We start from the raw sequence: 22,938 nt of genomic DNA, 5'->3' as shown, positions 1-22,938 counted from the left end.
GAGCGGAGCCGTGGCCGGGGGGAGGTCCTCTCGGCGGCGTGCGAGGCAGGGATGCCGAGCCCGCAGTGCCGGTTCATCTTTTGCTCTCCCGGGCAGCCTGGACGGCAAGCGCCGGTAGTGCGTGGGGACGTACTTGCGTGCCCGCGCCGAGAGGACTTCCCCCCGGTCGCGGCGCCGCTCCGCCCCTGACGCCGAACGTTCACGAATAATGCGGAGCTCAAGGTTGGTTGCCACGTAACGTTCCGTGGCCCGCACTCCTTGGGAACGCATCGTTCACGCACGTTTGACGCCGGTGGCACGGGCGGAGCCGCCCATGCGTGAACGATGCTGAAGGGCTAACGTGCCTTCGTTCGGGGTACGTGCCTGCGTTCGGTCGCGCGCGGTGCGCGCTCCTACGGGCGCCAAGTGCCTTCGTTTTGTGTCGGTGCCTGCGTTCGGTCGCGTGCGGTGCGGGCGTGCTACTCAGTCGGTGGCGAGGAGGCCGCGTAACAGGCGGGAGAAGCGGGCGCGGCCTTCCGGGCCTTCGTAGGGGGAGTGGCCGGCGGGGAAGCGCGCTACGGTGAGGCGCTCGAGCGGGATGTTTGCGTGGTGCAGGGAGTAGAGGGGCGCGAGCGTCGGCACGGCGAGGTCGTAGATCCCGGTCACCAGCACGAGCTCGACCTCCGGCTTCTTGCGCAGGATCGCGGCGATGTGCCGGGCCGGGCCCGGCGCGCCGGGGCGGCTCTGCGGGTCGCTGCGGTCCCAGCGGAAGTTCACGTCGAGCGTCAGCGAGACGTACTCGCGATCGGTCGCCACGCCCAGCTCGTCCTTCAGGTATTCGGCAATGTCCGGCGCCGCGATCACGTTCGTCGGGCCGAGGCCGAGCGCCGGGTCGTTCGCCGCGGCCGGCCGGTCGGGCGGCGGATTTTCGGGAAACGGGCCGGTGACGCGCGTGTCGAGGCGGCCGACCAGCCGCTTTTCTTTCGCGAGCAGCGTTTGCAGGAACGTCTCGGAGTCGACGCGCAGGTCGTGCTCCAGCACGAACTCCGGCGGCAGGGCGATGAAGCCCGAAATACGCGCGGCGAGGCGCTCACGCGCGTCAGGCGGCAGGGCCGCGCCCTGGAACAGCGCCACCAGGTAGTCCGTGCGGGCGAATTCCGCGGCCGCGTCGAACCACGCGGCAGCGCTCGCGGCACCCTCGCGCTCGACGCGCCCGTGGTACCACGCGGCGGCGGCCATCGTCGGCAGGTCGAACACGTGGTCGAGGTCCGACGCGGCGCCGGGGTTCTCGAGTGCCGGCGAGATGAGCACCAGCGCGGCGAGGTTCAGGTCGCCCGCGTGCTCCATCATGCGCGCCAAACGATACCCGCCGTAGCTCTGGCCCACGATGACGATGGGCGAGCCCTCGCGCTCGTGGCCCGCGAGCCAGGCACGGATCGTCGCCAGCACCGCCGCGGCGTCGCCGGCATTGCTCCAGTACGGCCCGCCGTCGCCGCCCGGCAGCGGCCGGCTGAAACCCGTGCCCACCGGGTCGAGGTACACGAGGTCGGCCAGGTCCAGGATCGAGGACGGGTTGTCGGCCATGCTCCGGCGTCCGTCCGCGTCGCGCTCACTGCGCAGGCGCGGACCGACGGCGCCGAAGTGCAGCGGCGAAGACGACGCACCCGGGCCGCCGTTGAAGAAGAACACCACCGCGCGCGACGCGTGCTCCGCCACGTCGGCCCGCAGGTAGGCGATCGCGGAGGTCGTCGCCAGCGGCTTGCCCTCGCCGTCGCAGAGCACGTGCTGCTCGAAAGTCGCGAGATACGGGATGCGCTCGCGGTCGATCGTCACCGCGTGGCGCGCCGCCGCGGGTGCGAGCACACCGTCCGCCGCCGTGCAGGGCGGCCCGGCTGCTGCGGCCGGCGCCCACACACCGACCAGCAGCAGCGAGCCAAAAAGACGGAGTATCCAGCTCATCGCGATCCCGCAACTCGAGCGCATGGTAGCAACCGCACCGCGGCACGATCTCACCGGATCGCCGATGCACCTGCCCGCCCCCGGAAACGATAATGCAACGCCCGCGCAAAACGCGGTTCGTTTTGGGCGCGCGCGGCGCCTATGCTTCACGGCTGTCCACAGTCGACGGAGCCAAACCCCATGGCCATGACGCGCAGGGAATGGTTGCTCGCGGCAGGCGCGCTGCCGCTCGCAGCAGGCGTCGCGCGCGGAGCCGAGGCAGCTGCCGAAGCGCCGCCCCCCGGACCGCGCTCGCTGCCCGACAAGACGTCGTTCGGGCCGATGGACGTGACCTGGCTCGATTCCGGCAGCTACCACCCGATCAGCCTCGGCGCGAAGGCGGAGCTCGAGCGCTATCTCGCCGATCGCATGCTCGCGCCCGGCGCCACGGACTACCGACTCGGCGAAGAGCGCGTGCTCGAGCGCTTCGCACGCCTCATCAACGCGGACGTGTCCGAGCTCGCTTTCGTGCAGAGCACCACCGCGGGCGAGCACCTCGTCGTACAGTCGCTCGGGCTGCCGGAAAAAGGCGCTCACGTCGTCACCGACACGCTGCATTTCTTCGGCTCGTTCCCGCTCTATCGCGACCTCGAGCGGGCGGGCGTCGAGGTCACCTGGTTGCAGCAGTCCGACGGCCGCATCGCGCTGGAGGATGTCGAGCGCGCGGTGAGGAAAGGCACCCGGTTGATTGCGCTGTCGCTGGTCTCCACGATCAACGGGTTCGAGCACGACCTGCCCGCGGTGTGCGAGATCGCGCACGCGCACGGCGCCCGCGTATACGCCGACATCATTCACGCCGCGGGCTGCATTCCGCTGGACGTCAGGGCCAGCGGCGTCGATTTCGCCGCTTGCGCGAGCTACAAGTGGCTGATGGGCGATTTCGGGCTGGGCTTCCTGTACGCGCGCAAGGATCGCCTGCCCGAGCTCGGGCGCGTGCGCCACGGCTATTACGGCATCGCGACGTTCGGGACGCACGCATATCCGTTCGATCCGCCGGGCGAGCACATCGTCGATTACACCTGGCGCGACGACGCCCGCGGATACTTCGCGACCGGCACGTATTCGCATACCGGCGTCGCGCTGCTCGACCATTCGCTCGGCTACATACTCGAGGCCGGCGTCGAAGCCATCAACGCGCACGCCCGGCGCCTGACCGAGCGCCTGAAGAGCGAGCTGCCGCGCCTCGGCTACCGCCCCGCGACGCCTCCGGAGAGCCGCGCCCCCATGGTCGCCTGCTGGCTCGAGGACGCCCGCCGGCTCGTGCCGCGGCTCGATGCCGCGGGCGTCGCGATCTCGGTCAGCCGCAACCGCTTTCGCGCGAGCGTCTCGGTGTTCAACGACATGGACGACGTGGAGCGATTGCTCGCCGCGCTCGAGACCTGATGACAGGCGCGCGTCCGGCGCCCGATTGCGCATGGTGAACCGCCGTTCGGGCGCGGGACATTTATGTCGCGAGCGCAGGCGCCACGGAATAGAACTTTCGCCTAGCGGGCGGTGCCCGCCGCCGATCGAAAAGAAAAATCCCGGTCCGCGCGTAAGATGATCCTGCATCGTTGAGGTCGTATACGGGCTTGCATCGCCGGCGCGCGCCGGCGTGCGCGGGTCCGCAGGGGGAATACCATGCCGTCTCGAACATTGCGTCAGCAGCTACCGGCGGTCGCGGCCGCCACCTTGGGCTGCCTCGCGCTGCCGTCGCTCGCGCCCGCGCAGGTCGACAGCGCCGACCTCGCCGGTCCGGACGAGGAGGTCGAAGCGATCGTGGTCACCGGTTCCCGCATACGCCGGGCGGAGACCGAGACGGCATCGCCCATCGTGACGATCGACGATGAAGCGCTGACCGATCGCGGTTACGTCAGCGCGGCCAGCGCGCTGAACCAGGTCACGTCCAACGTGCCCGCGCTCAACCTGTCGCCGGGCGACGGCTCGGCGAGCGGCCCCGGCCAGCAGTTCCCGAACCTGTTCGGCCTCGGGCCGGGCCGGACGCTGACGCTCGTGAACGGCCGGCGCTTCGTCACCTCTTCCAGCGGCCTCGGCGATTCGCAGGTGGACGCGAACGTGATTCCGCTCGGTCTCATCGAGCGCGTCGAGATCGTGCAGGCCGGCGGCGCCGTGGTCTACGGCTCGGATGCGATCGCGGGCGTCGTCAACTACATCCTGAAGGACGATTTCGAGGGACTCGAGCTCGACGCCCAGGCGGGCGAATCGTCGTACGGGGATTACCCCGTGTACAGCCTGCGCGCCACCGGCGGCAAGAACTTCGGCGACGGCCGCGGCAACGTCGCACTGAACGTCGAATGGTCGCAGACGGAGCCGCTCGCGTTCGCCGACCGCCCGCGCGGCGATCTCTCGCGCATCACGGCGACCAACGGGGAAGACACCGGACCGAACGACGGCATTCCGTCCGTGCGCGAGGTGCTCGACGCGCGCTTCTGGGAATTCAACAACGACGGCGTCATCTTCACGATTCCCGCGCCCGTGCCGCTGCCGCCCTGCGGCTTCGACATCTGTTTCGCGCGCGACGCGAGCGGCCAGCCGCTGCAGTTCACGTCTTCCGGCGGCATCGCGCCGTACGACCCGGGCGAGCGCCACGGCATCCCGTTTTCCGCGGGCGGCGAAGGCTTCCGCTTCGCCGACCTGTCGAGCCTGCACACCGGCGTCGAGCGCACGGCGGTCAACCTGATCGGTCACTACGACCTGACCGATGCCCTGAAGGTCTCCGCCGAGCTCCTGTACGCCGACACGGAAGGCACGGAATCGCCGCAGATTCAGGCCCGCACCATCCTCAACCCGGCCGCATCAAATGCCGGCCCGATCGTGTTCACCGTGAACAATCCGTTCCTGTCGGACGAGGCGATCGCAGCCTTGAGCGCGGCGAGCCCATCGTTCGCCTTCGGCGCGCCGCTGTTCCTCTCGAAATCCTTCGACGATCTCCTGATCGACGGGCGCCAGACGACCGAGGCGGAAACCTGGCGCGCGCTCGTGGCGCTCGACGGCGACCTCGAGCTCGGCGGCCGGGACTATTACTGGTCGCTCTCCGGCAGCTACGGGCGCGTCGACGGCGCCGTGCGCGGCTGGGACATCTGGAATGCACGTTACAACAACGCCATCAACGCGGCCCTCGACGGCTCCGGCAACATCGTTTGCGCGGTCAACGCGGATGCCGATCCGTCGAACGACGACGCGGGCTGCGCGCCCATCAATCCGTTCGGCAGCGGCAACATCGGCGACGCGGCGCGCGAGTACGTGAACGTCGTCTCCGGCTCCGAGTACGACAACCGCCAGGTGGACCTGCTGGCGATCTTCGGCGGCGACCTGTTCGAGGTGCCGGCCGGCCCCGTGAGCTTCGTCACCGCCTGGGAGCACCGCGACGAACGGGCGGAGTTCGAGCCACTGGCGGCGAATCGCATGGGCCTGATCGGCACGGGCACGGAGGTGCTGCCCCAGTCCGGACGCTACGACACGGACGAGCTGTCCGCGGAGGTGCGGGTGCCGTTGCTCGGCGAGGACGTGACCCTGCCCCTGGTCCAGGCGCTCGAGCTCTCGGGCGCTTACCGCTACGTCGACAACTCGCTCGCCGGCACGGAAAGCCTGTGGAGCGCCGGTCTCGAGTGGAACGTCACGGAAGGCGTCACGCTGCGCGCCTCGCGCAGCAAAAACTTCCGCGCGCCCACGCTGGAGCAGCTCGTCGCGCCGCAGACGACCTCGCTCGACGCCATCGCCCGCGATCCCTGCGACGCCGACCGCATCACGAGCGGACCGAACCCGGACGTCCGGTTCGCCAACTGCCTCGCGTTGTTCGAGGCGAACCCGGGCTACGGCGTGCTGCCGGACGGCAGCAACGCGGGCGCCTCCGCGGAGGAGCGGCTCGCGACCTTCCAGGATCCGGCCGAGAACTTCCAGCAGGCGCTGGTCACGACCGGCGGCAACCCGGATCTCCGCAACGAGATCTCGGACACGCTGACCTACGGCATCATCTGGGAGCCCGCGTTCCTCGACGGGCTCACGCTCGTCGTCGACCGCGTCGAGGTGGATCTCGAGGACGGGCTGTCGCCGTTCGAGACGGCGGACTTCGCGTTCGCCTGCTTCGACAACGTGAGCCCGCCCGAGGGCGTGTGCGAGGCCTTCACGCGACTCGCTCAGCCGGACGCTGCCAGCAGCCTGCCCGGCGGCTCCATCGTCACGGGCACGACCACGACGTTCAACGCGGGCGCCGTCAAGTACCGGGGAGAGGTCTACTACCTGAACTATGCCTTCGAGCTCGACTCACTGTTCGACAACATGGGCGGCGACATCGAGCTCGGTCTCGAGGCCACTCACACTTCGGAGCTCACGACTTCGGTGACCGGCGAAGTGTTCACCCGCACCGACAACACGACGGAACAGCCGGACTGGGTGACGCGCTTCGACGCGCGTTACATCAAGGAGCCGTTCCGGGTGAGTTACCAGGTGCTGTACCTGTCCGAGGTGCTGCGTATCCCGGATGCCACGATCGAGAACGACCCGAATCCCTTCGTGTCCTCGAACGTAACCCACAACCTGTCCGCGCAGTACCGGTGGAACGAAGCGCTCACGCTCCGGGCCGGGATCGACAACCTCACGAACGAGGAGCCGTCGTACCCGACCTACCATTACGGCGACATCATCGGCCGCCAGTATTTCCTCGGTGCGACCTACCGCTTCTAGCATCTGGCTGTTGCCGATCGCGCTGGGCGCTGCTGCGCCCGTAGGAGCGCGCATCGCGCGCGACCTGCCGGTTGAGCTGGCGCCGCAGGCTGCCGGTGAAGCGACGTCAGGCGCGGTCGCGCGCGATGCGCGCTCCTACGACGGGCGCGTCGCGGTGACGCTCGCGCCCGCGGCCGTCGGAGACGATGGGCGCATCCCCTCGCTCGACGTCACGCTGACGCTCGACGACGTGCGGGCCGCGGCCGGCGAACCGCTGCTCTGCCTGCCGCTCGTGACCGACAATGTCGACACCGTGGCCGCGACGCTGTCGATCGCGGAAGCGCACGACGCTGAGGGCCCGTTTGCGCTCGCCGCCCATGACCGCGAGCCGGACGAAGGCGAGCCGGCGCGTTGCTGGTCCGCGGAGCGCCCGCTCGCCGGCGAGGTTGTCGTCCGCTATTCCGCGCCCGTCCTGAACGCCACCGGCACGCGCGGCGCAGCACCGCCGATCGAGCTCCGAAGCGAAGCGGGAGCCGTTTCCGGCGGCGGCGCCACCTTCCTGATGATGCCCCCGGGCGACACGCCGCGCCGCTTCGCCGTGAGCTTTGACCTGTCCGCGCTGCCGGCCGGCGCGCGCGCTCTCTCGAGCTATGGCACCGACGACGTCGCGATCGACGAGGCGCTGCCGCCCGGGCGCTTCACCGACGCTTATTTCATGGCCGGCGCCATCGGCCGCTATCCGCACACGGGAGAGACTGAGGGCTTCTTCGGCGCGTGGCAGGGCCAGCCGCCGTTCGACGCGCCGCCGCTGATGCAACGCGGCGAAGAGCTGTACGCGAGCTACCTCGAGTTCTTCCGCCCGCCGGACCACCCGCCGTTCGGCGTGTTCCTGCGCAGGAACCCGGTCAATCCCGGCGGCGGCATGGGCCTCCGGCATTCCTTCATCCTGACGTTCGGGCCGGAGACCGACGCCGCTGGTCTGAACGGCACGCTCGCGCACGAGATGTTTCACGTGTTCGTGGGCTCGCTGGATGCGCCGGCCGGGCTTCAGTCGTCGTGGTTCGGCGAGGGGCTCGCCGTGCATTACCAGCGCCTGATGCTCCTGCGCACTGGACAGATCACGCCCGGGCAGTTCCTCGACAGCGTCAACGCCACGGCCGCGCGCTATTACACGAATGCCCTGATCGATACGCCGAACGACGAGATCCCGGCGCGCTTCTGGGAAGACACGCGCGTGCGCGTGCTGCCGTACGACCGCGGCTCGCTGTATTTCGCCGCGCTCGATCACCGCTTGCGCAGCCTCTCCTCGCGCCGCCGGTCTCTCGACGACCTGCTGCTCGCGATGCTGGAGCTGCGCCGCTCGGGACGGCCGATGGACCGGGCGGCCTGGGTGCACCTGCTCGACCGGGAGCTCGGCAGCGTGGGCGTGGCCGAATTCGAGGCGATGCTGGCCGGTGAGGTCGTGTTGCCGCCGCCGGATGCGTTCGGCCCGTGTTTCACCCGCACGCAGAAACCGTTGCGCCGTTACCAGCTCGGCTTCGAGCCGAAAGTGCTGACCGAAAACCCGCGCATCGTGCGCGGACTGATCGCGGATTCCGCCGCGGCGCGGGCCGGGCTCGAGAACGGCGACGAGATCCTGAGACCGGTCCCGCAGGACGCCATCCAGGGCGACCAGGACGCGTGGCTCAGCCTCGCGGTGCGCCGCGGCGAGCGGACGTTCACCGTGCGTTACCAGCCGCGCGGCGAAACGGTGAATGCATGGCAGTGGGAGCGGCGCGACGCGGTGCCCGACGCCGGGTGTACGTGGTGAACGTGTCGGCAACCCGGCAGGAGAGGTCACGATGAGCGGCTACCCTCACCCTTTCCCCTCACGAGCCGGGCGTCGCGCCGCGGCGCTCATCTGCGCCGGCGTGCTGCTCGCGGTGCGGGCGAGCGCCGGCGAACCCGAGCTTCAGATGGAGCTGCGCCCGGTGCGCGATGGCGGCGCGGAGGTCACCGCGATCGAAGTGCACGCCGTTCTGCGCGGCGCGCCGCGCGCGGGCGAACCCTTCAGCCTGACGGCGCCGATCGTGTACGCCGCGCTGACCGGCGTCGCCGACCGGGTCGAAGGCCTGACGGTCACCGACTCCCGCGGACCGGTGACCTTCGAGATCGAGAACGACCCGCCGGCAAAGGGCGGCTTTCCGTATTTCCGGCACTGGCGCGCCACCCGCGACGTCGCGCCGCCGGTGACGATCGCGTGGCGCTCGCTCGTGCAGCCGGCAGGCTCGCCGGGCGGCCCGCCTTTCGGGATCCGGCCCTCCGCCGGCGGCGTCAGCGGTGCCGGCTCCGGTTTCCTCGTGCTCCCGGAGAACGTCGGACCGGCCGCCCTCGCCGTGCGCTGGAATCTCGGCGACCTGGCTCGCGGCTCCATCGCCGCTTCGTCCTTCGGCGACGGGGATTTCACGCTGCACGCGCCGCCGGCACAGCTCATGCAGGGCTGGTACATGGCCGGTCCGGCCGGACGGTATCCGGAGACCGGCGACGCCAACAACTTCAGCGCCACCTGGCTCGGCACGCCGCCGTGGGATCCGCTCGAGGAGATGCGCTTCGCGGGCGACGTGTACGCCTGCCTTGCGGAGTTCTTCCCCCATCTGCGGCCGGTGCCCCGCTACCGGGTCTTCATCCGCGTGCTCGACACCCCACCCTATGGCGGCGGCACCGCGCTCACCGACAGCTTCATGCTGTCGCGCGGCCCGGCGCAGCCGGACGAATCCACGGACGGCCCGAACGGGCTGTTCTTCCACGAGATGATTCACCAGTTCGTCGGTGGCATGGAAGGTCCGATCGGTGTGACGAGCTGGTTCAGCGAGGGGCTGACCTCTTATTACACGACGCTGCTGCAGTTTCGCGGCGGCTTCAGCTCGCTCGAGCAATACCGCCTGGACGTGAACGACGTGTTCCGCCGCTACTGGACGAGTCCCGCGCGCAACTGGACGGCCGCGCGCATCGTCGAGACCGGCTTCGGCGACGAGGCGGTGCGGCACACGCCATACGTCCGCGGCCAGCTGTATTTCGCAGACCTCGATCGGCGCATCCGCGCCGCCTCGAACGGCAAGCGCTCGCTCGATGCCGTCCTGCGCGAGCTCTTCGCCCGGCGCGCAGCGGGTGAGACGTTCGACCGCGCCGCCTGGATCGCGGCGGTGAACGCGGAGCTCGGTCCTGACGCCGGCACGTTCTTCGAGAAGGTCATCCTCGACGGCGAGACGATCGTTCCCGGATCCGACGCCTTCGGGCCGTGTCTCGAGCGCCGGCTGGCCAAGCTCGAGGTCGACGGCGAAGCGGTGGAAGCCTACGAGTGGGTGCGCCGCGGCACACTCACCGAGGACGCCTGCCGCAAGGCGACCTGATCCTCCCTGGGCTTCAGTCGTCGTTCTTGTCGAGCGCCTGCATCTCCTTTGAGAGCGCGGCGATCTTGTCGCTGTTGGCGAGGTAGAAATCGACGTTTTCCCGCGGCGTTCCGGCCGGCAGCTTGTCTTCGCCGTACTGCTGCATGCTCCACGCACCCATCGCCGCCTGCGCGAGCGAGTACACGAACGTGACGTACTCGCTGCTCGTCAGGTCGGCGTCCTCGACGGCCTTGCGCACCGCGGGCTCCGAGTCGTAAATCGCCGCCGTCTCGGCGATCGTCGCGTCGTCCCGCGATTTCTTGTCCATGCGCTCTTCGAGCCCCGGGTCGGCTGCGACCGCCGCGCCGAGATTGCGCGTCGCCTGGCTGAATTTCGCCAGGCCGTCGTCGGTCAGCCGGTACTCGGCCAGGGCGGCGGCATCCGCCGCATTCTGGGCGGCAGCGTGCTCACAGAAAAGCAGAGGCAGGATCAAGAGCGCGCAGAGCGCGCCGGTACGCCGAACGGTGGGTATCATCGCGGAGATCCTCGACAGAAGCTCGGGCCTGCGGAAAACCGGTTTACGGGGGGTCAGGATATGCACGCATCGGCCGCGCGCCAGTCCGGCGACGGGTGCGCCCGAACATAGGACCCGCGCACGGCGCTGTCAATCGGGCGCGTCGACACGGCCCTTACGCGTCCATGCCATAATCGTCGCCGGTTACACGCGCGGGATTCGGACGGGCTGCCGGCATGAAAAAACACAAGCGGCTGGGCAGGGGGCTGGACGTGCTGCTGCACGCTCGCGAGCAGCAACTCGCCGAGCCCGCGGCGGCGGGCGTCCTCGAAATCGAAGTCGGCGAGCTGGTGCCGGGCCGTTACCAGCCGCGCGGGCACGTGGAGCAGGAAGGGCTCTCCGAGCTCGCGGATTCGATCCGCGAGCAGGGCGTGCTGCAGCCGCTCGTCGTGCGCACCGCGCCTGCCGGAAGCGGCGCGCGCTACGAGATTGTCGCCGGCGAGCGACGCTGGCGTGCCGCGCAACTCGCCGCGCTCGCTACCGTTCCGGTCGTCGTGCGCGAGCTCGATGACCAGGCGGCGCTCGCGGTGGCGCTCATCGAGAACCTCCAGCGCGAGGACCTGAGCGCGGTCGACCAGGCACGCTCGCTGGCCCGCCTCGCGCAGGAATTCGGGCTCACCCACGAGGAAGTCGCGAAAGCCGTCGGCCGCTCGCGCGCCTCGGTCAGCAATCTGCTGCGGCTGCTCGATCTCGAGGAAGCCGTGAAGACACTGCTGGCGGACGGCGCGATCGACATGGGGCACGCGCGCGCGCTGCTGCCGCTCGATGCGAAGCGCCAGATCGCGCTCGCGCGCAAGACAGCGGAGAAAGGTCTGTCCGTGCGGCAGGTCGAGGAGGCCGTCCGCTCCCTGCTCGACGGCGCGCCGGAGGGCGCGGCACAGGCTGCACCGGACCTCCAGACGCGCTGGCTCCAGAAGCAGATCCGCGCCGAGCTCGGCCGCAAGTTCAGCATCCGGCCGGCGCGCGACGGCGGCTACGCGCTCAACATCGGCTTCGGCGACCTGCCGCAGCTCGAACAGGCGCTCGCGCGCGTGCTCGATCTCATCGGCCGCGTGCGCAGCACGGCGGGGCCGCGGGTGCGCGAATCCGGTCAGTGAGCCGGATCGGTGCGCGACCAGTACACGTTGTAACGGCGGTAGTACAGCTCGTAGAACGGCCGCAGGCGCACTGACCGTTCGCGGCCGTCGAGCCGGCCCGCCGCGCGGAACGCGATGGCAGGCCCGGGCTCGCGCACCAGCGCCGCGGCGACTCCCGCCGGATCCTTGCCGACGAGGAGCGGCACCGCGACCGTGGCGGCGCCGAGATTCGCCGCCTGGTCCCCGGCGTACGGCACGCTGGCGCTGCGCGGCGCGGGCCCGAGATCGCCGGCGAGTACCAGCGGGCCATAGAGCAAGGCGAAGCGCCCGGGCGCACCGCGCAGGGGCTCGGTCCGCACCACGAACGGAATCCGCAGCGCCAGCCGGTCACCCGCCCGCCACACGCGCCGGATCGAGGCGTACTGCCCCGGCCGGGCGTCCGCCGCATACGGCTCGCCGTTCAGCTCGAGCTGCAAGTCGCCGCTGGCCCACGCCGGCGCGCGCACGCGCAGATCGAGCGGCGCGCCGCCGGCCTTGCGCACGATGAGCTCGGTCCGGTCGCTGCGCGGATACGCGGTCTGCTGCTCGAGCACGAGCCCCTGCTCCTCCCACGTGAGCACCGACGGAATGAACAGGTTGACGTACAGCTCGTCGTCGCCGTGGAAGTAGATCGCACGGCCGTACTTGGTGTTGCTTTCCATGCCGCTGCCGACGCAGCACCAGAAGGAATCGAACGGCGTGCTGTAGGTGCGGAAGTGCCCCGGCTCGAGCGACATGAAGTACGCGAACATGCCGTGCTCCGGCTCCTCCGACGCGAGGATGTGGTTGTACAGCGCGCGCTCGTAGTAATCCGCGTACGCAACGCTCGGCTCCCACGTGAACAGGTGCTCCGTGAGCTTCAGCATGTTGTAGGTGTTGCACGCCTCGGCCGTGGCGCCCGTCAGGTGCGACGCAGCCTCGTCCGGCGGGAAGAAGTGCTCTCCCTCGCTGTTGCCGCCGATCACCCACGAATGCTCGTGCGTGACGATCTGCCAGAAGTTTTCCGCGACCTGCCGGCTTTGCGGCTCGCCGGTGACCTCGAATGCGCGTGCCGCGCCGACGATCTTCGGAATCTGCGTGTTCGCGTGCAGGCCGGGGAGCGCGTCCTCGCCGCGCGCGAGCGGGTCGAGCACCGCCGCGTGGCGGAAGCGGCGCGCCGCGTCGAGGTAACGCGCCTCGCCGGTGCGCGCGTACAGGTCCATGAGGACGGCGCGCATGCCGCCGTGCTCGACGGAGAGCATGGTGCGCAATTGCTCCGGTGACAGCCCGGCCACGATGCCGTGCACCCAGTCCGCAAGCCGCAGCGCGACCGTCTTCGCCTGCTCGTTGCCGCCGATCACCCATGCGTCGCGCAGGCCGGTGAGGATCTTGTCCTCGGTGTACCAGGGCACCCAGGCGCCGCCCGCGAACACGAACGGATTCTCGACCTCGACCTTGCCGTCGCGGAAGCCGCGCAGCGTCTCGAGCTCGAGCGGCGGCAGCGCGCCGACGTAGCCGTCGCCGTAGGCGGCCTGCGCTTCCGCCATCCCGGCAACGATGTAATCGATGCGCCGGCGGAAGCGCTCGTCCCCGCTCGCGGCGAACTGTTGAGAGAGCGCGGTCAGATAGTGCCCGAGCGTGTGCCCGGCAATGCCCCGCGACTCCCAGCCGCCGTACGCCTCGGCTTTGGGCTCGAGCCCCGCGTACTTGCGCGTGTTGTGCAGCAGGCGGTCGGGAGAGAGGCTCAGCAGGTAATGCGCGTTGCGCTCGCTCGCGTCCCTGAACGGGCTGTCGAGCAACCGCACGTCGGCGAAATCGAACAACGCCGCCGCCGGCGGCGGGCCGCCGGCCCGGGCGTCGGACAGGCCGAGCGCGGCGAGCGCGAGCGCGATGGCGGACCCGGGCGCACGCACGTCAGCCGCTCTTCGCGAGGTCGTCGTCGATCACGCACGACGTCGCGGTCGGCGCTGCGGCAGCCATGCGCAGGCCGCGCCTCGTCGCAAAGTGGTGCATCGCACGTCCTGAATTACTCAGACAAATTGATGGTAGCCAGCCCCGGAGCCGCCGACAAGGCCGGCCGGAAGCACGAGCCATCGCCGCAAGCCTTATGTCGTACAATACGCCCGAACCGCGCACTTCGGCCGGCGCCCGCGCGGGCGCCGCCAGGACGACAGCGAAGCGATGACTCCAGACCGCCCCCCACCGCCGAAGGGCACCTGACGTGGCCTCGCCCGCCTGGTCGCGCAAGAACGACGCGCGCGCCCGCCGCCGGGCGCTCAGGCTGCACGGCTCGATCGCCCGCGATCTCGGGGTACTGATCGTATCCGGCCGCTACAAGCCCGGTGAGCTCCTGAACGGCGAGGTGTCGGCCAGCGACCGCCTGCAGGTCTCGCGCGGCGCGTACCGCGAGGCGGTGCGCATCCTCGCGGCGAAGGGGCTGGTCGAGTCGCGACCCAAGGTCGGCACCCGCGTCAGCCAGCCGGAGAACTGGCACCTGCTCGATCCCGACGTGCTGTCGTGGATCTTCGAGTTCGAGCCGGATCGGCAGCTGCTGGTCGACCTGTTCGAGCTGCGCAACATCGTCGAGCCGCGCGCGGCCGCGCTCGCCGCGCGGCGGCGGACGGACGAGCACCTCGCGGTGATGGCGCGCGCACTCGACGAGATGGCGTTGCATACCCTGGCGAACGAAGCGGGACGCAAGGCCGACCAGGATTTCCACGCGGCGCTGATCCAGGCGAGCGGCAACGCGTTCCTCGCGTCGATGATCTCGGGGGTCGGCGCGGCGGTCGCCTGGACCACGATCTTTAAGCAGCGCGAGAACCCGCTCCAGCGCGATCCGGTGCCGGATCACCGGCGCGTGTTCGACGCAGTGAAAGCGCGCAATGCCGAGGCCGCGCACGCGGCCATGGAAGACCTGGTCGACCTCGCGCTGCTCGACATGACCGACCGCCCGACACGCACGCCGTAAGCGCGCGCGATATCGGGCTGCTGAGCACGTCGACATGCCGATCGCGCGCGATGCGCGCTCCTACAGGCCCGAATCGACGCCGGTCGCGGCTTTAATTCAGCCAGACGCTGAAATACGTGTACATGCCGATGACGAAGAGCAGGATGACCGTGGCCAGGATCTTGTTGCCCAGGTCCCAGCTCGCGCGGATCTCGTCGCCGTATTTCGCGCGGATCGAGCGGTAGGTCAGCCCGTCCACCTTCTCCGGCGGCGGCGGCGCGGAGACCAGCGAGCCCACGACCATCAGGATCGCCGCCAGCACGAACAGCACGCCGGTCGCGTACAGGAAGTTGAAATCGCCGACGGCCGCGAGGAACGCAGGCGAGTGCATCTTGCCCTCGGCCGCTCCGAACAGGGCCTGGCAGGTCAGCTTGAGCATGCCGAGGATGAAGCCGCCGGCGAGCGCCCATACCGCGCCGGTCGCGTTCAGGCGTTTCCAGAACACGCCGAGCAGGAACACCGCCGTGATCGGCGGTGCGAGGTAGCCCTGCACGGCCTGCAGGTACTGGTACAGCCCGCCGCCGGAGACCACCTGCATCACGGGAATCCAGGCGATGCCCGACACCACGACGACGGCGGTCGCGACGCGCCCGACGGTCACGAGGTGGCGTTCGGACTGCCCCGGCCGCAGCTTCTCATAGATGTCGACGGTGAACAGCGCCGCGCTCGAATTGAACAGCGACGCGAGCGAGCTCATCAGCGCCGCGAGCAGGCAGGCGACGATGAGGCCGCGAAGCCCCGTTGGCAGCAGCGCCGAAACGAGCGTCGGGAACACCGTGTCGCCGTTGATCGAGGTCACGCCGTTCACGGTGTGCATCGGCAGCTCAATGATGCCCTTCTGGTGCAGCGCCCAGCCGATCAGGCCCGGGATCAGGAAGATCAGCACCGGCCACACCTTCAGCAGGCCGCCGAAAAGCGCGCCGCGGCGGGCGGTCGTGAGGTTTTTTGCCGACAGGGTGCGCTGCACGATGTACTGGTCCGTGCACCAGTACCAGATGCCGACGATCGGCGAGGCGATCAGGACCCCCAGCCACGGAAAATCGGGGTCGCTCAGCGGTCGCCAGAGGGCGAACTGGTCGGCGTTGACGCTCACGGTATCGACGAGCTCGCCCCAGCCGCCGAGCTTCGCGAGACCCGTGAGCGTGATGTAGCCCGCGCCGAAAAGGATGAGCACGGCCTGCGGCGTCGCCGTCGCCATGATGGCCCGCATGCCGCCGAACACCGTGTAGATGCCGGTGATGATGACGGTCGTGAACGCGCCCACCCAGAAGGCGTTCTGCGGCGAGCCGAAGGTGTCGGGGAGGAGCGCCTGGAAAACGATCGCGCCCGCGTAGACGGTGACGCTCACCTTGGTGAACACGTAGGCGACGAGTGACACCACCGACAGGATCGTGCGCGCGTTCGCGTTGAAGCGGCGCTCGAGGAACTCCGGAATCGTCTGCACGCCAGCCTTGTAGTAGAAGGGCACGAAGAGGCCCGCGAGCAGGATCAGGATCCAGGCGTGCAGCTCCCAGTGCGCCATCGCCATGCCGGTGGCGGTGCCCTGCCCGGCGAGACCGACGATGTGCTCCGAGCCGATGTTGGAGGTGAAGATCGAGGCGCCGACCGCGATGAAGCCGGCGTTCCGGCCGGCGAGGAAGTAGTCGACGCTGTCCTTCTGCTGGCGGCCATACCACCAGGCCAGCCAGCCGATCAGCACGAAATAGAGAAAAATGACGAACCAGTCGAGCCCGGTCATGGACGTGACATCTCCCCGATTGTTCTTGCTTGCGATGCCGCGCCGCCCCCGATCCCCGGCAGGCTCCGGCCCCCGCGAAATTGTACGACATTATCCTTGCCGCCCGCACCTGACGGGGCGGGCCGGAGCCTCCGCGGAGCCGCTGACCGATCCCGGACGCTGACGGAGCGCGACGGCCCGCGGCGACGTTTGCTCGCGCCGCGGGCGTATAATATTGTCCGAGTTATCCGCCTCTCAGCCGCTTCTTCCAACCCGCAGGAGCCCGCGAATGCCCTTATCGGGAGAGCTGTTCATCGGCGCCAGCCGCGTCCGCACGCAGGCCAGCTTCCGCGCGGTCGCGCCCGCGACCGGCGAGCCGCTCGAGCCGCCGTTCGCGAGCGCGGGCGCGGCGGAAGTCGACCGCGCCTGCCGGCTCGCGGCAGCGGCGTTCGGCGCATACCGGTCGCTGGCGCCGGAGCAGCGCGCGCGCTTCCTCGAAGCGATCGCGGACGGCATCGTCGCGCTCGGTGACGAGCTCATCGCGCGCGCGCATGCCGAATCGGCGCTGCCCGTCGAGCGGCTGGCGGGCGAGCGCGGCCGCACCGCCGGCCAGCTCCGGCTCTTCGCCGACGAGCTGCGCGCGGGCGGCTGGCTCGGCATGCGCATCGATCACGCGCTGCCGGAGCGCAAGCCGCTGCCGCGACCGGATCTCCGGCAGCGACGCATCCCCCTTGGACCGGTGGCGGTATTCGGAGCAAGCAACTTCCCGCTCGCGTTCTCGGTCGCGGGCGGCGACACTGCCGCGGCACTCGCGGCCGGCTGCCCCGTCGTGGCAAAGGGCCACCCCGCCCACCCCGGCACCGGCGAGCTCGTCGCGCAGGCGATCGCCCGGGCCGCGGCGGACTGCGGCATGCCCGACGGCGTCTTCTCGCTCCTGAACGGCGATGCGAACGACGTCGGCGCGGCGCTGGTCGCGCATCCCGCTATCCGCGCGGTGGGCTTCACCGGCTCGCGGCGCGGCGGCCTCGCGCTCATGGGGATCGCGAACGCGCGGCCGGAACCGATCCCGGTGTACGCCGAGATGAGCAGCATCAACCCGGTGCTGCTGTTGCCCGGTGCGCTCGCAGAGCGCGCGGAAGCGATCGCGAAAGGCTATGTCGCTTCGGTGACGCTGGGCGTCGGGCAGTTCTGCACCAATCCGGGACTGGTGCTCGGCCTCGCAGGGCCCGCGCTCGACCGCTTCATCGCGGCCGCGTCGGCCGCAATTGCCGGGGTCGCACCGGGTGTCATGCTGACCGCGGGCATTCACGCGGCCTACGAGGCGGGCGTGGCGCGGCTCTCCGCGCATGAGCGCATCCGCCTGCTGGCCGCCGGCGGCGGGCCCGCCGGTCCGGGCTGCGGGCGCGCCGCGCTGTTCTCGGTGGCCGGCGCGGACCTGCTCGCCGACCGCTCGCTCATGCACGAGGTGTTCGGCGCCGCGTCCCTCGTCGTGCGCTGCCGCGACGAGGACGAGCTCGCGGCCGTGATCGGCACGCTCGAAGGGCAGCTCACGGCGACGCTGCACCTCGCGGACGACGACGAGGCGCTCGCCGCGCGGCTCCTCCCGCTGCTCGAGCTCAAGGCGGGACGCATCATCGCGAACGGCTGGCCGACCGGCGTCGAGGTCTCGCACGCGATGGTGCACGGCGGCCCGTTTCCCGCGACCTCCGACGGCCGCAGCACGTCGGTCGGCACGCTGGCCATCGAGCGTTTCTTAAGGCCCGTGTGCTACCAGGACCTGCCGGACGCGCTGCTGCCGCCGGAGTTGCGCGCGGACGCCCCCGCTCGCCCGCGCCGGGTCGACGGCGCCTGGCGGACGGGCTGAGACGGACGTGCCCTTGCGGCTCGTGCAGCTCACGAACGCGGACGGCCGCCGGCGCGTCGCCGCCGATCTCGGGCACGGCGCCCGCTGCATCGACGGCCTTGCGTCCGTGTACGAGCTCGCGCTCGCCGCACTCGCGGAGCGCTCGCCGCTCGAGGACTGCGTGCGCCGGCATGTTTCACCCGAGCCCGTCCACCTCGAGCTCGCCGCCCGCGAGGGGCGCCTGCTCCCGCCGATCGATCATCCGGATCCCGCGCACCTCCTGCTCTCCGGCACCGGTTTGACGCACCTCGGCTCTGCCGAGACGCGAGACCGCATGCACCGCGAGGCCGCGGGCGAGCAGCCGACCGACTCGCTGCGCATGTTCCGCATGGGGGTCGAGGGCGGCAAGCCGGCGGACGGCCGGGCCGGTGTGCAGCCGGAATGGTTCTACAAGGGCGACGGCTCCTGTGTCGTGGGCACGGGCGCGGCGCTGGTGCTGCCGGATTTCGCCGAGGACGGCAGCGAGGAGCCGGAGCTCGCCGGCATCTACGTGATCGACGACGACGGCTGTCCGCGGCGGCTCGGCTTCTGCCTCGCGAACGAGTTCTCGGATCACGTGACCGAGCGGCACAACTACCTCTGGCTCGCGCATTCGAAGCTACGCACCGCCGCGCTCGGGCCCGAGCTGCTCACGGCCGTCCCCGACGATATCCGCGGCACCAGCCGTATCCTCCGCCAGGGCGAGACGCTGTGGGAAAAGCCGTTCTGGACCGGTGAAGCGAACATGTCGCACTCGATCGCCAACCTCGAGCACCATCATTTCAAATACCGCCAGTTCAGGAGGCCCGGCGACGTGCACGTGCACTTTTTCGGCACGGCGACGCTGTCGTTCGCGGACGGCGTGCGCACGCGCGCGGGCGACGTGTTCGAGATCGAGGCGCCGCCGTTTGCGCTCAAGCTCGTGAATCCGCTGGCCGGTGAGACGTCGTCGCCGGCCGCCGTGCGCCCGCTGTGAGGAGAGCGTCGTGGATCGCATCCGCATTGCCCTGATCGGTATCGGCAAGATCGCGCGCGACCAGCACGTGCCGGCGCTGGCCGCCAATGGCACCTACGAGCTCGTCGCCGGTGTCAGCCGTCATCAGAAGCTCGACGGCGTGCCGGGCTACACCAGCATCGAGGCGCTGCTCGACGCCCATTCGAACCTCGATGCGGTCGCCGTGTGCACGCCGCCGCAGGCGCGCTTCGACATCGCGCGCACAGCCTTGCAGCGCGGATTGCACGTCATGCTCGAGAAGCCGCCCGGCGCGACGCTGAACGAGGTCCACGCACTTGAGGAGCTCGCCTGGCGCAACGGCCGGGCGCTCTTCGCGGCCTGGCATTCGCGCGAGGCCGCCGGGGTCGAGCCCGCACGCGCCCTGCTCGTCGAGCGCGAGATCCGCCGGGTGACGATCACCTGGAAGGAAGACGTGCGCTACTGGCATCCGGGGCAGGCGTGGATCTGGCAGGCCGGCGGTCTCGGCGTGTTCGATCCGGCGATCAACGCCCTGTCGATCGTGACCCGCATCCTGCCGCACCGGTTGGTGCTGAAGCGCGCGGAGCTCGCATTCCCGGAGAACTGCCAGGCGCCGATCGCGGGCGAGCTCGAGCTGGTCGACGAGCAGGGAACGCCGGTTACAGCATCGCTCGATTTCCTGCAGACCGGCGCGCCGACCTGGGACATCGCCATCGAGACCGACGCCGGGCCGGTGCTGCTCGCGAAGGGCGGCGCGGTGCTCACGGTCGGCGACGAGGCCCCGCGCGAGGCGCCGGACCGGGAATACCCGAGATTGTACGAACGGTTCGCGACCCTCGTCCGCGAGAACGGCATCGACGCCGACGTCGAGCCGTTCCGTCTCGTCGCGGACGCTTTCCTCTGCGCCCGCCGCACGATCGTCGCCCCGTTCGTCGAATAGAAGAACAACGTGAGCGCGCAATGCGCGCGACCAAACGGCGATTCGACTCGCTGCGGCGGGGAGGCTCAGCCGTCGAAGGTGTTTGCGGGCAGGCCGCGGACGCCGGGGTAGAGCTCGAAGAGCATGCCGGCGAGCGGCTCGTCGTCGTGATGATTTTCCGCGGCCGAGGTGACGAACAGGCGATCGAGCTCAGGCCCCGCAAACGTGCAGCTCGTGATCTGCGACGCCGGCAGCTCGAGTGCGCGCTCGAGCCCGCCGTCCGGCGTGAAACGGCTGACGCGGCCGCCGCCCCAGTGCGCGATCCAGAGGCAGCCTTCCGCGTCTACGGTCATCCCGTCCGGATAGCCCCAGTCGCGCGGGAAGCGGATGAATTCCGTGCGCTCACGAATCTCGCCATCGTCCGTCATCTCGAAGCGATAGACCACGCCGAGGCCGGTATCGGCATGGTAGAAACACCCGTCGCCGAATGCGGGCCCGTTGCAGACGAGATAGCCGGTGTCGTGCTGCGTGACGTTCAGGTCGCCATCCAAACGATACAGCGAGCCGCTCGGGGAGCGGATGTCGCAGTCCATCGTGCCGGCCCAGATGCGCCCCAGGTGATCGGCTTTCGCGTCGTTCATGCGGTTGTCCGGCAGCTGCGGCTCGGGGTCGACGAGCGGCCGGCACGCGAACGGCTCGAGGGTCAGCGCGTGAAAACCGGTCTGCAATCCGGCGATGAAGCCCGGCGCAGCGCGCCGCTCGATCACCCAGCCGATCTTCGCCGGCAGATCCCACGAGCGCACGCTCGCGTCGGCGAGCGACAGGCGATGGAGCTGGTGGCCGAGAATGTCGACCCAGTAGACGGCGTCGTCGCGCGCGGACCAGAGCGGTCCTTCGCCGAGCTCGCAGCGGATATCGCAGGCGATGCGCCAGCCGTCCGCCATGGCCGGCTCAGTGGTTGTGCCGCGGCACGCCGTACTTCTGCGCGATGCGCTGGTACTTCGGAGCGTTCTCGAGCACGGCGCCGGTGTCGGCCTGGCTCGTGACCTCGCGCTGGATCTCCTGCCACGGCGTCTGGCTCTCCGGCACCGGATAGCCGCCGGCGTCCGCGAGCGCCTTCCGGCGCGCGGCGAGCTCCTCGTCGCTGACCAGCATGTTCGCCGCGCCGCGCTTGAGATCGATGCGCACGCGATCGCCGGTTTTGACGAGCGCGAGCCCGCCGCCGATCGCCGCCTCCGGCGACGCGTTCAGGATGGACGGCGATCCGGACGTGCCGGACTGCCGCCCGTCGCCGACGCACGGCAGCGTGTGCACGCCCGTGCGGATGAGCGCGGCCGGCGGCCGCATGTTGACGACCTCGGCGGCGCCGGGATAACCGACCGGCCCGGTGCCGCGGATGAAGAGGATCGAATTCTCGTCGACGCCGAGCTCGGGGTCGTCGATGCGCCGGTGGTAATCCTCCGGGCCGTCGAACACCACGGCCCGGCCCTCGAACGCCTCGGGATCATCGGGATTCGAAAGATACTGCGTGCGGAACTCTGGCGAGATCACGCTCGTCTTCATGATCGCGGAGTCGAACAGGTTGCCGCGCAGCACCGTGAACCCGCCTTGCGGTTTCAGTGGCCGCTCGAACGGGCGGATGACGCGCTCGTCCTCGATCACGGCACCGCGGCAGTTCTCGCCGATGCTGCGGCCGTTCGCGGTCAGGGCCGATCCGTCGATCAGCCCCTGCCCCATGAGCTCGGCGACCACGGCGGGCACGCCGCCCGCGCGGTAGTAGTCCTCGCCGAGGTATTCGCCCGCCGGCTGGAGATTCACGAGCAGCGGGATCTCGCGGCCGTATTCCTGCCAGTCGTCCACCGTGAGCTCGACGCCGATGTGGCGCGCGATCGCGTTGATGTGGATCGGCGCGTTGGTCGAGCCGCCGATGGCCGAGTTCAGGCGAATCGCGTTGATGAACGCCGCGCGCGTGAGGATGTCGGAGGGCTTGCGATCCGCCTCCACCATCTCGACGATCTGCCGGCCGGTGCGCCAGGCGCATTCCTGCCGGTCGCGGTACGGCGCCGGGATCGCGGCGGAGCCCGGCAGTGACATTCCGAGCACCTCGACGAGGCTGTTCATCGTCGTCGCCGTGCCCATGGTGTTGCAGTAGCCGGTCGACGGCGCCGAGGACGCGACCAGCTTGATGAAGCCCTGGTAATCGATCTCGCCCGCCGCCATCAGCTCGCGCGCGCGCCACACGATGGTGCCGGAGCCGGTCCGCTCGCCCTTGAACCAGCCGTTCAGCATCGGGCCGACGGAGAGCGCAATGGCGGGAATGTTCACGGTCGCGGCGGCCATCAGGCACGCGGGCGTCGTCTTGTCGCAGCCGATGGTGAGGACCACTCCGTCCAGCGGATAGCCGAACAGCACCTCGACCAGGCCGAGGTAGGCGAGATTGCGGTCGAGACCCGCGGTCGGCCGCTTGCCCGTTTCCTGGATCGGGTGCACCGGGAACTCGATGGCGATGCCGCCCGCTTCGCGGATACCCGCGCGCACGCGCTCGGCGAGCACGAGGTGATGGCGGTTGCAGGGCGAGAGATCGCTGCCGGTCTGCGCGATGCCGATGATCGGCTTGCCCGACTGCAGCTCCTCCTGCGACAGCCCGAAGTTCATGTAGCGCTCGAGGTAGAGCGCCGTCATGTCGGCGTTCGTCGGATCGTCGAACCAGGCTCGCGAGCGGAGCTTCCTGTCTGGCTTGCCGGGGTCGCTCATGACCGTGCGTG

At 70.0% G+C, this 22,938-nt stretch carries 15 protein-coding genes; 9 read left to right on the top strand and 6 right to left on the bottom strand.

What is annotated here, in order from left to right; genetic code table 11:
- Window positions 1-462: 462 nt before the first annotated feature.
- Window positions 463-1,938 carry a hypothetical protein gene (locus tag VF329_00570; protein HEX7079494.1) on the bottom strand — a complete coding sequence of 492 codons (1,476 nt, stop codon included), beginning with the start codon at window positions 1,936-1,938 and terminating at the stop codon, window positions 463-465.
- Window positions 1,939-2,118: 180 nt separating this feature from the next.
- Between VF329_00570 and VF329_00565 the strand changes: the two genes are divergently transcribed.
- The 4 genes from VF329_00565 to VF329_00550 all read left to right on the top strand — a co-directional run bounded on the left by VF329_00565 (window position 2,119) and on the right by VF329_00550 (window position 10,028).
- Window positions 2,119-3,360, top strand: a complete 1,242-nt coding sequence (locus tag VF329_00565; GenBank protein ID HEX7079493.1) for an aminotransferase class V-fold PLP-dependent enzyme — start codon at window positions 2,119-2,121, stop codon at window positions 3,358-3,360.
- A 237-nt stretch (window positions 3,361-3,597) separates the two neighbouring features.
- Window positions 3,598-6,660 carry a TonB-dependent receptor gene (locus VF329_00560; GenBank protein ID HEX7079492.1) on the top strand — a complete coding sequence of 1,021 codons (3,063 nt, stop codon included), beginning with the start codon at window positions 3,598-3,600 and terminating at the stop codon, window positions 6,658-6,660.
- 10 nt (window positions 6,661-6,670) lie between these two features.
- On the top strand, window positions 6,671-8,449 hold the full coding sequence (locus VF329_00555) for a peptidase M61 (protein ID HEX7079491.1): 1,779 nt from the start codon (window positions 6,671-6,673) through the stop codon (window positions 8,447-8,449).
- A gap of 31 nt (window positions 8,450-8,480) precedes the next feature.
- A complete protein-coding gene (locus VF329_00550; GenBank protein HEX7079490.1) occupies window positions 8,481-10,028 on the top strand; it encodes a hypothetical protein in 1,548 nt (515 codons plus the stop codon).
- 13 nt (window positions 10,029-10,041) lie between these two features.
- Here the strand turns inward: VF329_00550 and VF329_00545 are convergent, their stop codons facing one another.
- A complete protein-coding gene (locus VF329_00545; GenBank protein ID HEX7079489.1) occupies window positions 10,042-10,542 on the bottom strand; it encodes a hypothetical protein in 501 nt (166 codons plus the stop codon).
- Window positions 10,543-10,757: 215 nt separating this feature from the next.
- Here VF329_00545 and VF329_00540 point away from each other — a divergent pair, with 215 nt between their 5' ends.
- Window positions 10,758-11,678, top strand: coding sequence for a ParB/RepB/Spo0J family partition protein (locus VF329_00540; GenBank protein ID HEX7079488.1), 921 nt, complete (start codon window positions 10,758-10,760; stop codon window positions 11,676-11,678).
- Here VF329_00540 and VF329_00535 read toward each other — a convergent pair.
- Window positions 11,672-13,588, bottom strand: coding sequence for a beta-L-arabinofuranosidase domain-containing protein (locus tag VF329_00535; GenBank protein HEX7079487.1), 1,917 nt, complete (start codon window positions 13,586-13,588; stop codon window positions 11,672-11,674). The genes VF329_00540 and VF329_00535 overlap by 7 nt on opposite strands.
- A gap of 308 nt (window positions 13,589-13,896) precedes the next feature.
- On the opposite strand from VF329_00535, the gene VF329_00530 reads away from it, so the two are divergent.
- On the top strand, window positions 13,897-14,643 hold the full coding sequence (locus VF329_00530) for a FadR/GntR family transcriptional regulator (protein HEX7079486.1): 747 nt from the start codon (window positions 13,897-13,899) through the stop codon (window positions 14,641-14,643).
- 91 nt (window positions 14,644-14,734) lie between these two features.
- Here VF329_00530 and VF329_00525 read toward each other — a convergent pair whose 3' ends face one another.
- Window positions 14,735-16,420, bottom strand: coding sequence for a sodium:solute symporter (locus VF329_00525; GenBank protein ID HEX7079485.1), 1,686 nt, complete (start codon window positions 16,418-16,420; stop codon window positions 14,735-14,737).
- Between the two features lie 268 nt (window positions 16,421-16,688).
- On the opposite strand from VF329_00525, the gene VF329_00520 reads away from it, so the two are divergent.
- The 3 genes from VF329_00520 to VF329_00510 are packed head-to-tail and all read left to right on the top strand — an operon-like array spanning window position 16,689 to window position 20,194.
- Window positions 16,689-18,263 carry an aldehyde dehydrogenase (NADP(+)) gene (locus VF329_00520; GenBank protein HEX7079484.1) on the top strand — a complete coding sequence of 525 codons (1,575 nt, stop codon included), beginning with the start codon at window positions 16,689-16,691 and terminating at the stop codon, window positions 18,261-18,263.
- Window positions 18,264-18,270: 7 nt separating this feature from the next.
- Window positions 18,271-19,257, top strand: a complete 987-nt coding sequence (gene araD1, locus VF329_00515) for an AraD1 family protein (GenBank protein HEX7079483.1) — start codon at window positions 18,271-18,273, stop codon at window positions 19,255-19,257.
- Between the two features lie 10 nt (window positions 19,258-19,267).
- Complete coding sequence (locus VF329_00510) at window positions 19,268-20,194, top strand: Gfo/Idh/MocA family oxidoreductase (GenBank protein ID HEX7079482.1); 927 nt, start codon at window positions 19,268-19,270, stop codon at window positions 20,192-20,194.
- Between the two features lie 65 nt (window positions 20,195-20,259).
- Here the strand turns inward: VF329_00510 and VF329_00505 are convergent, their stop codons facing one another.
- Together VF329_00505 and VF329_00500 are read right to left on the bottom strand one after the other, a co-directional pair.
- On the bottom strand, window positions 20,260-21,117 hold the full coding sequence (locus VF329_00505; protein HEX7079481.1) for an SMP-30/gluconolactonase/LRE family protein: 858 nt from the start codon (window positions 21,115-21,117) through the stop codon (window positions 20,260-20,262).
- 7 nt (window positions 21,118-21,124) lie between these two features.
- Complete coding sequence (locus tag VF329_00500) at window positions 21,125-22,927, bottom strand: IlvD/Edd family dehydratase (GenBank protein HEX7079480.1); 1,803 nt, start codon at window positions 22,925-22,927, stop codon at window positions 21,125-21,127.
- Window positions 22,928-22,938 lie beyond the last annotated feature (11 nt).

It is taken from the genome of Gammaproteobacteria bacterium (assembly GCA_036381015.1).
In the GTDB taxonomy this organism is placed as follows: Bacteria; Pseudomonadota; Gammaproteobacteria; order Steroidobacterales; family Rariloculaceae; genus ZC4RG20.
The sequence above is the reverse complement of the archived record's forward strand: the minus strand, read 5'-3'. Positions and strand labels throughout refer to the sequence as shown.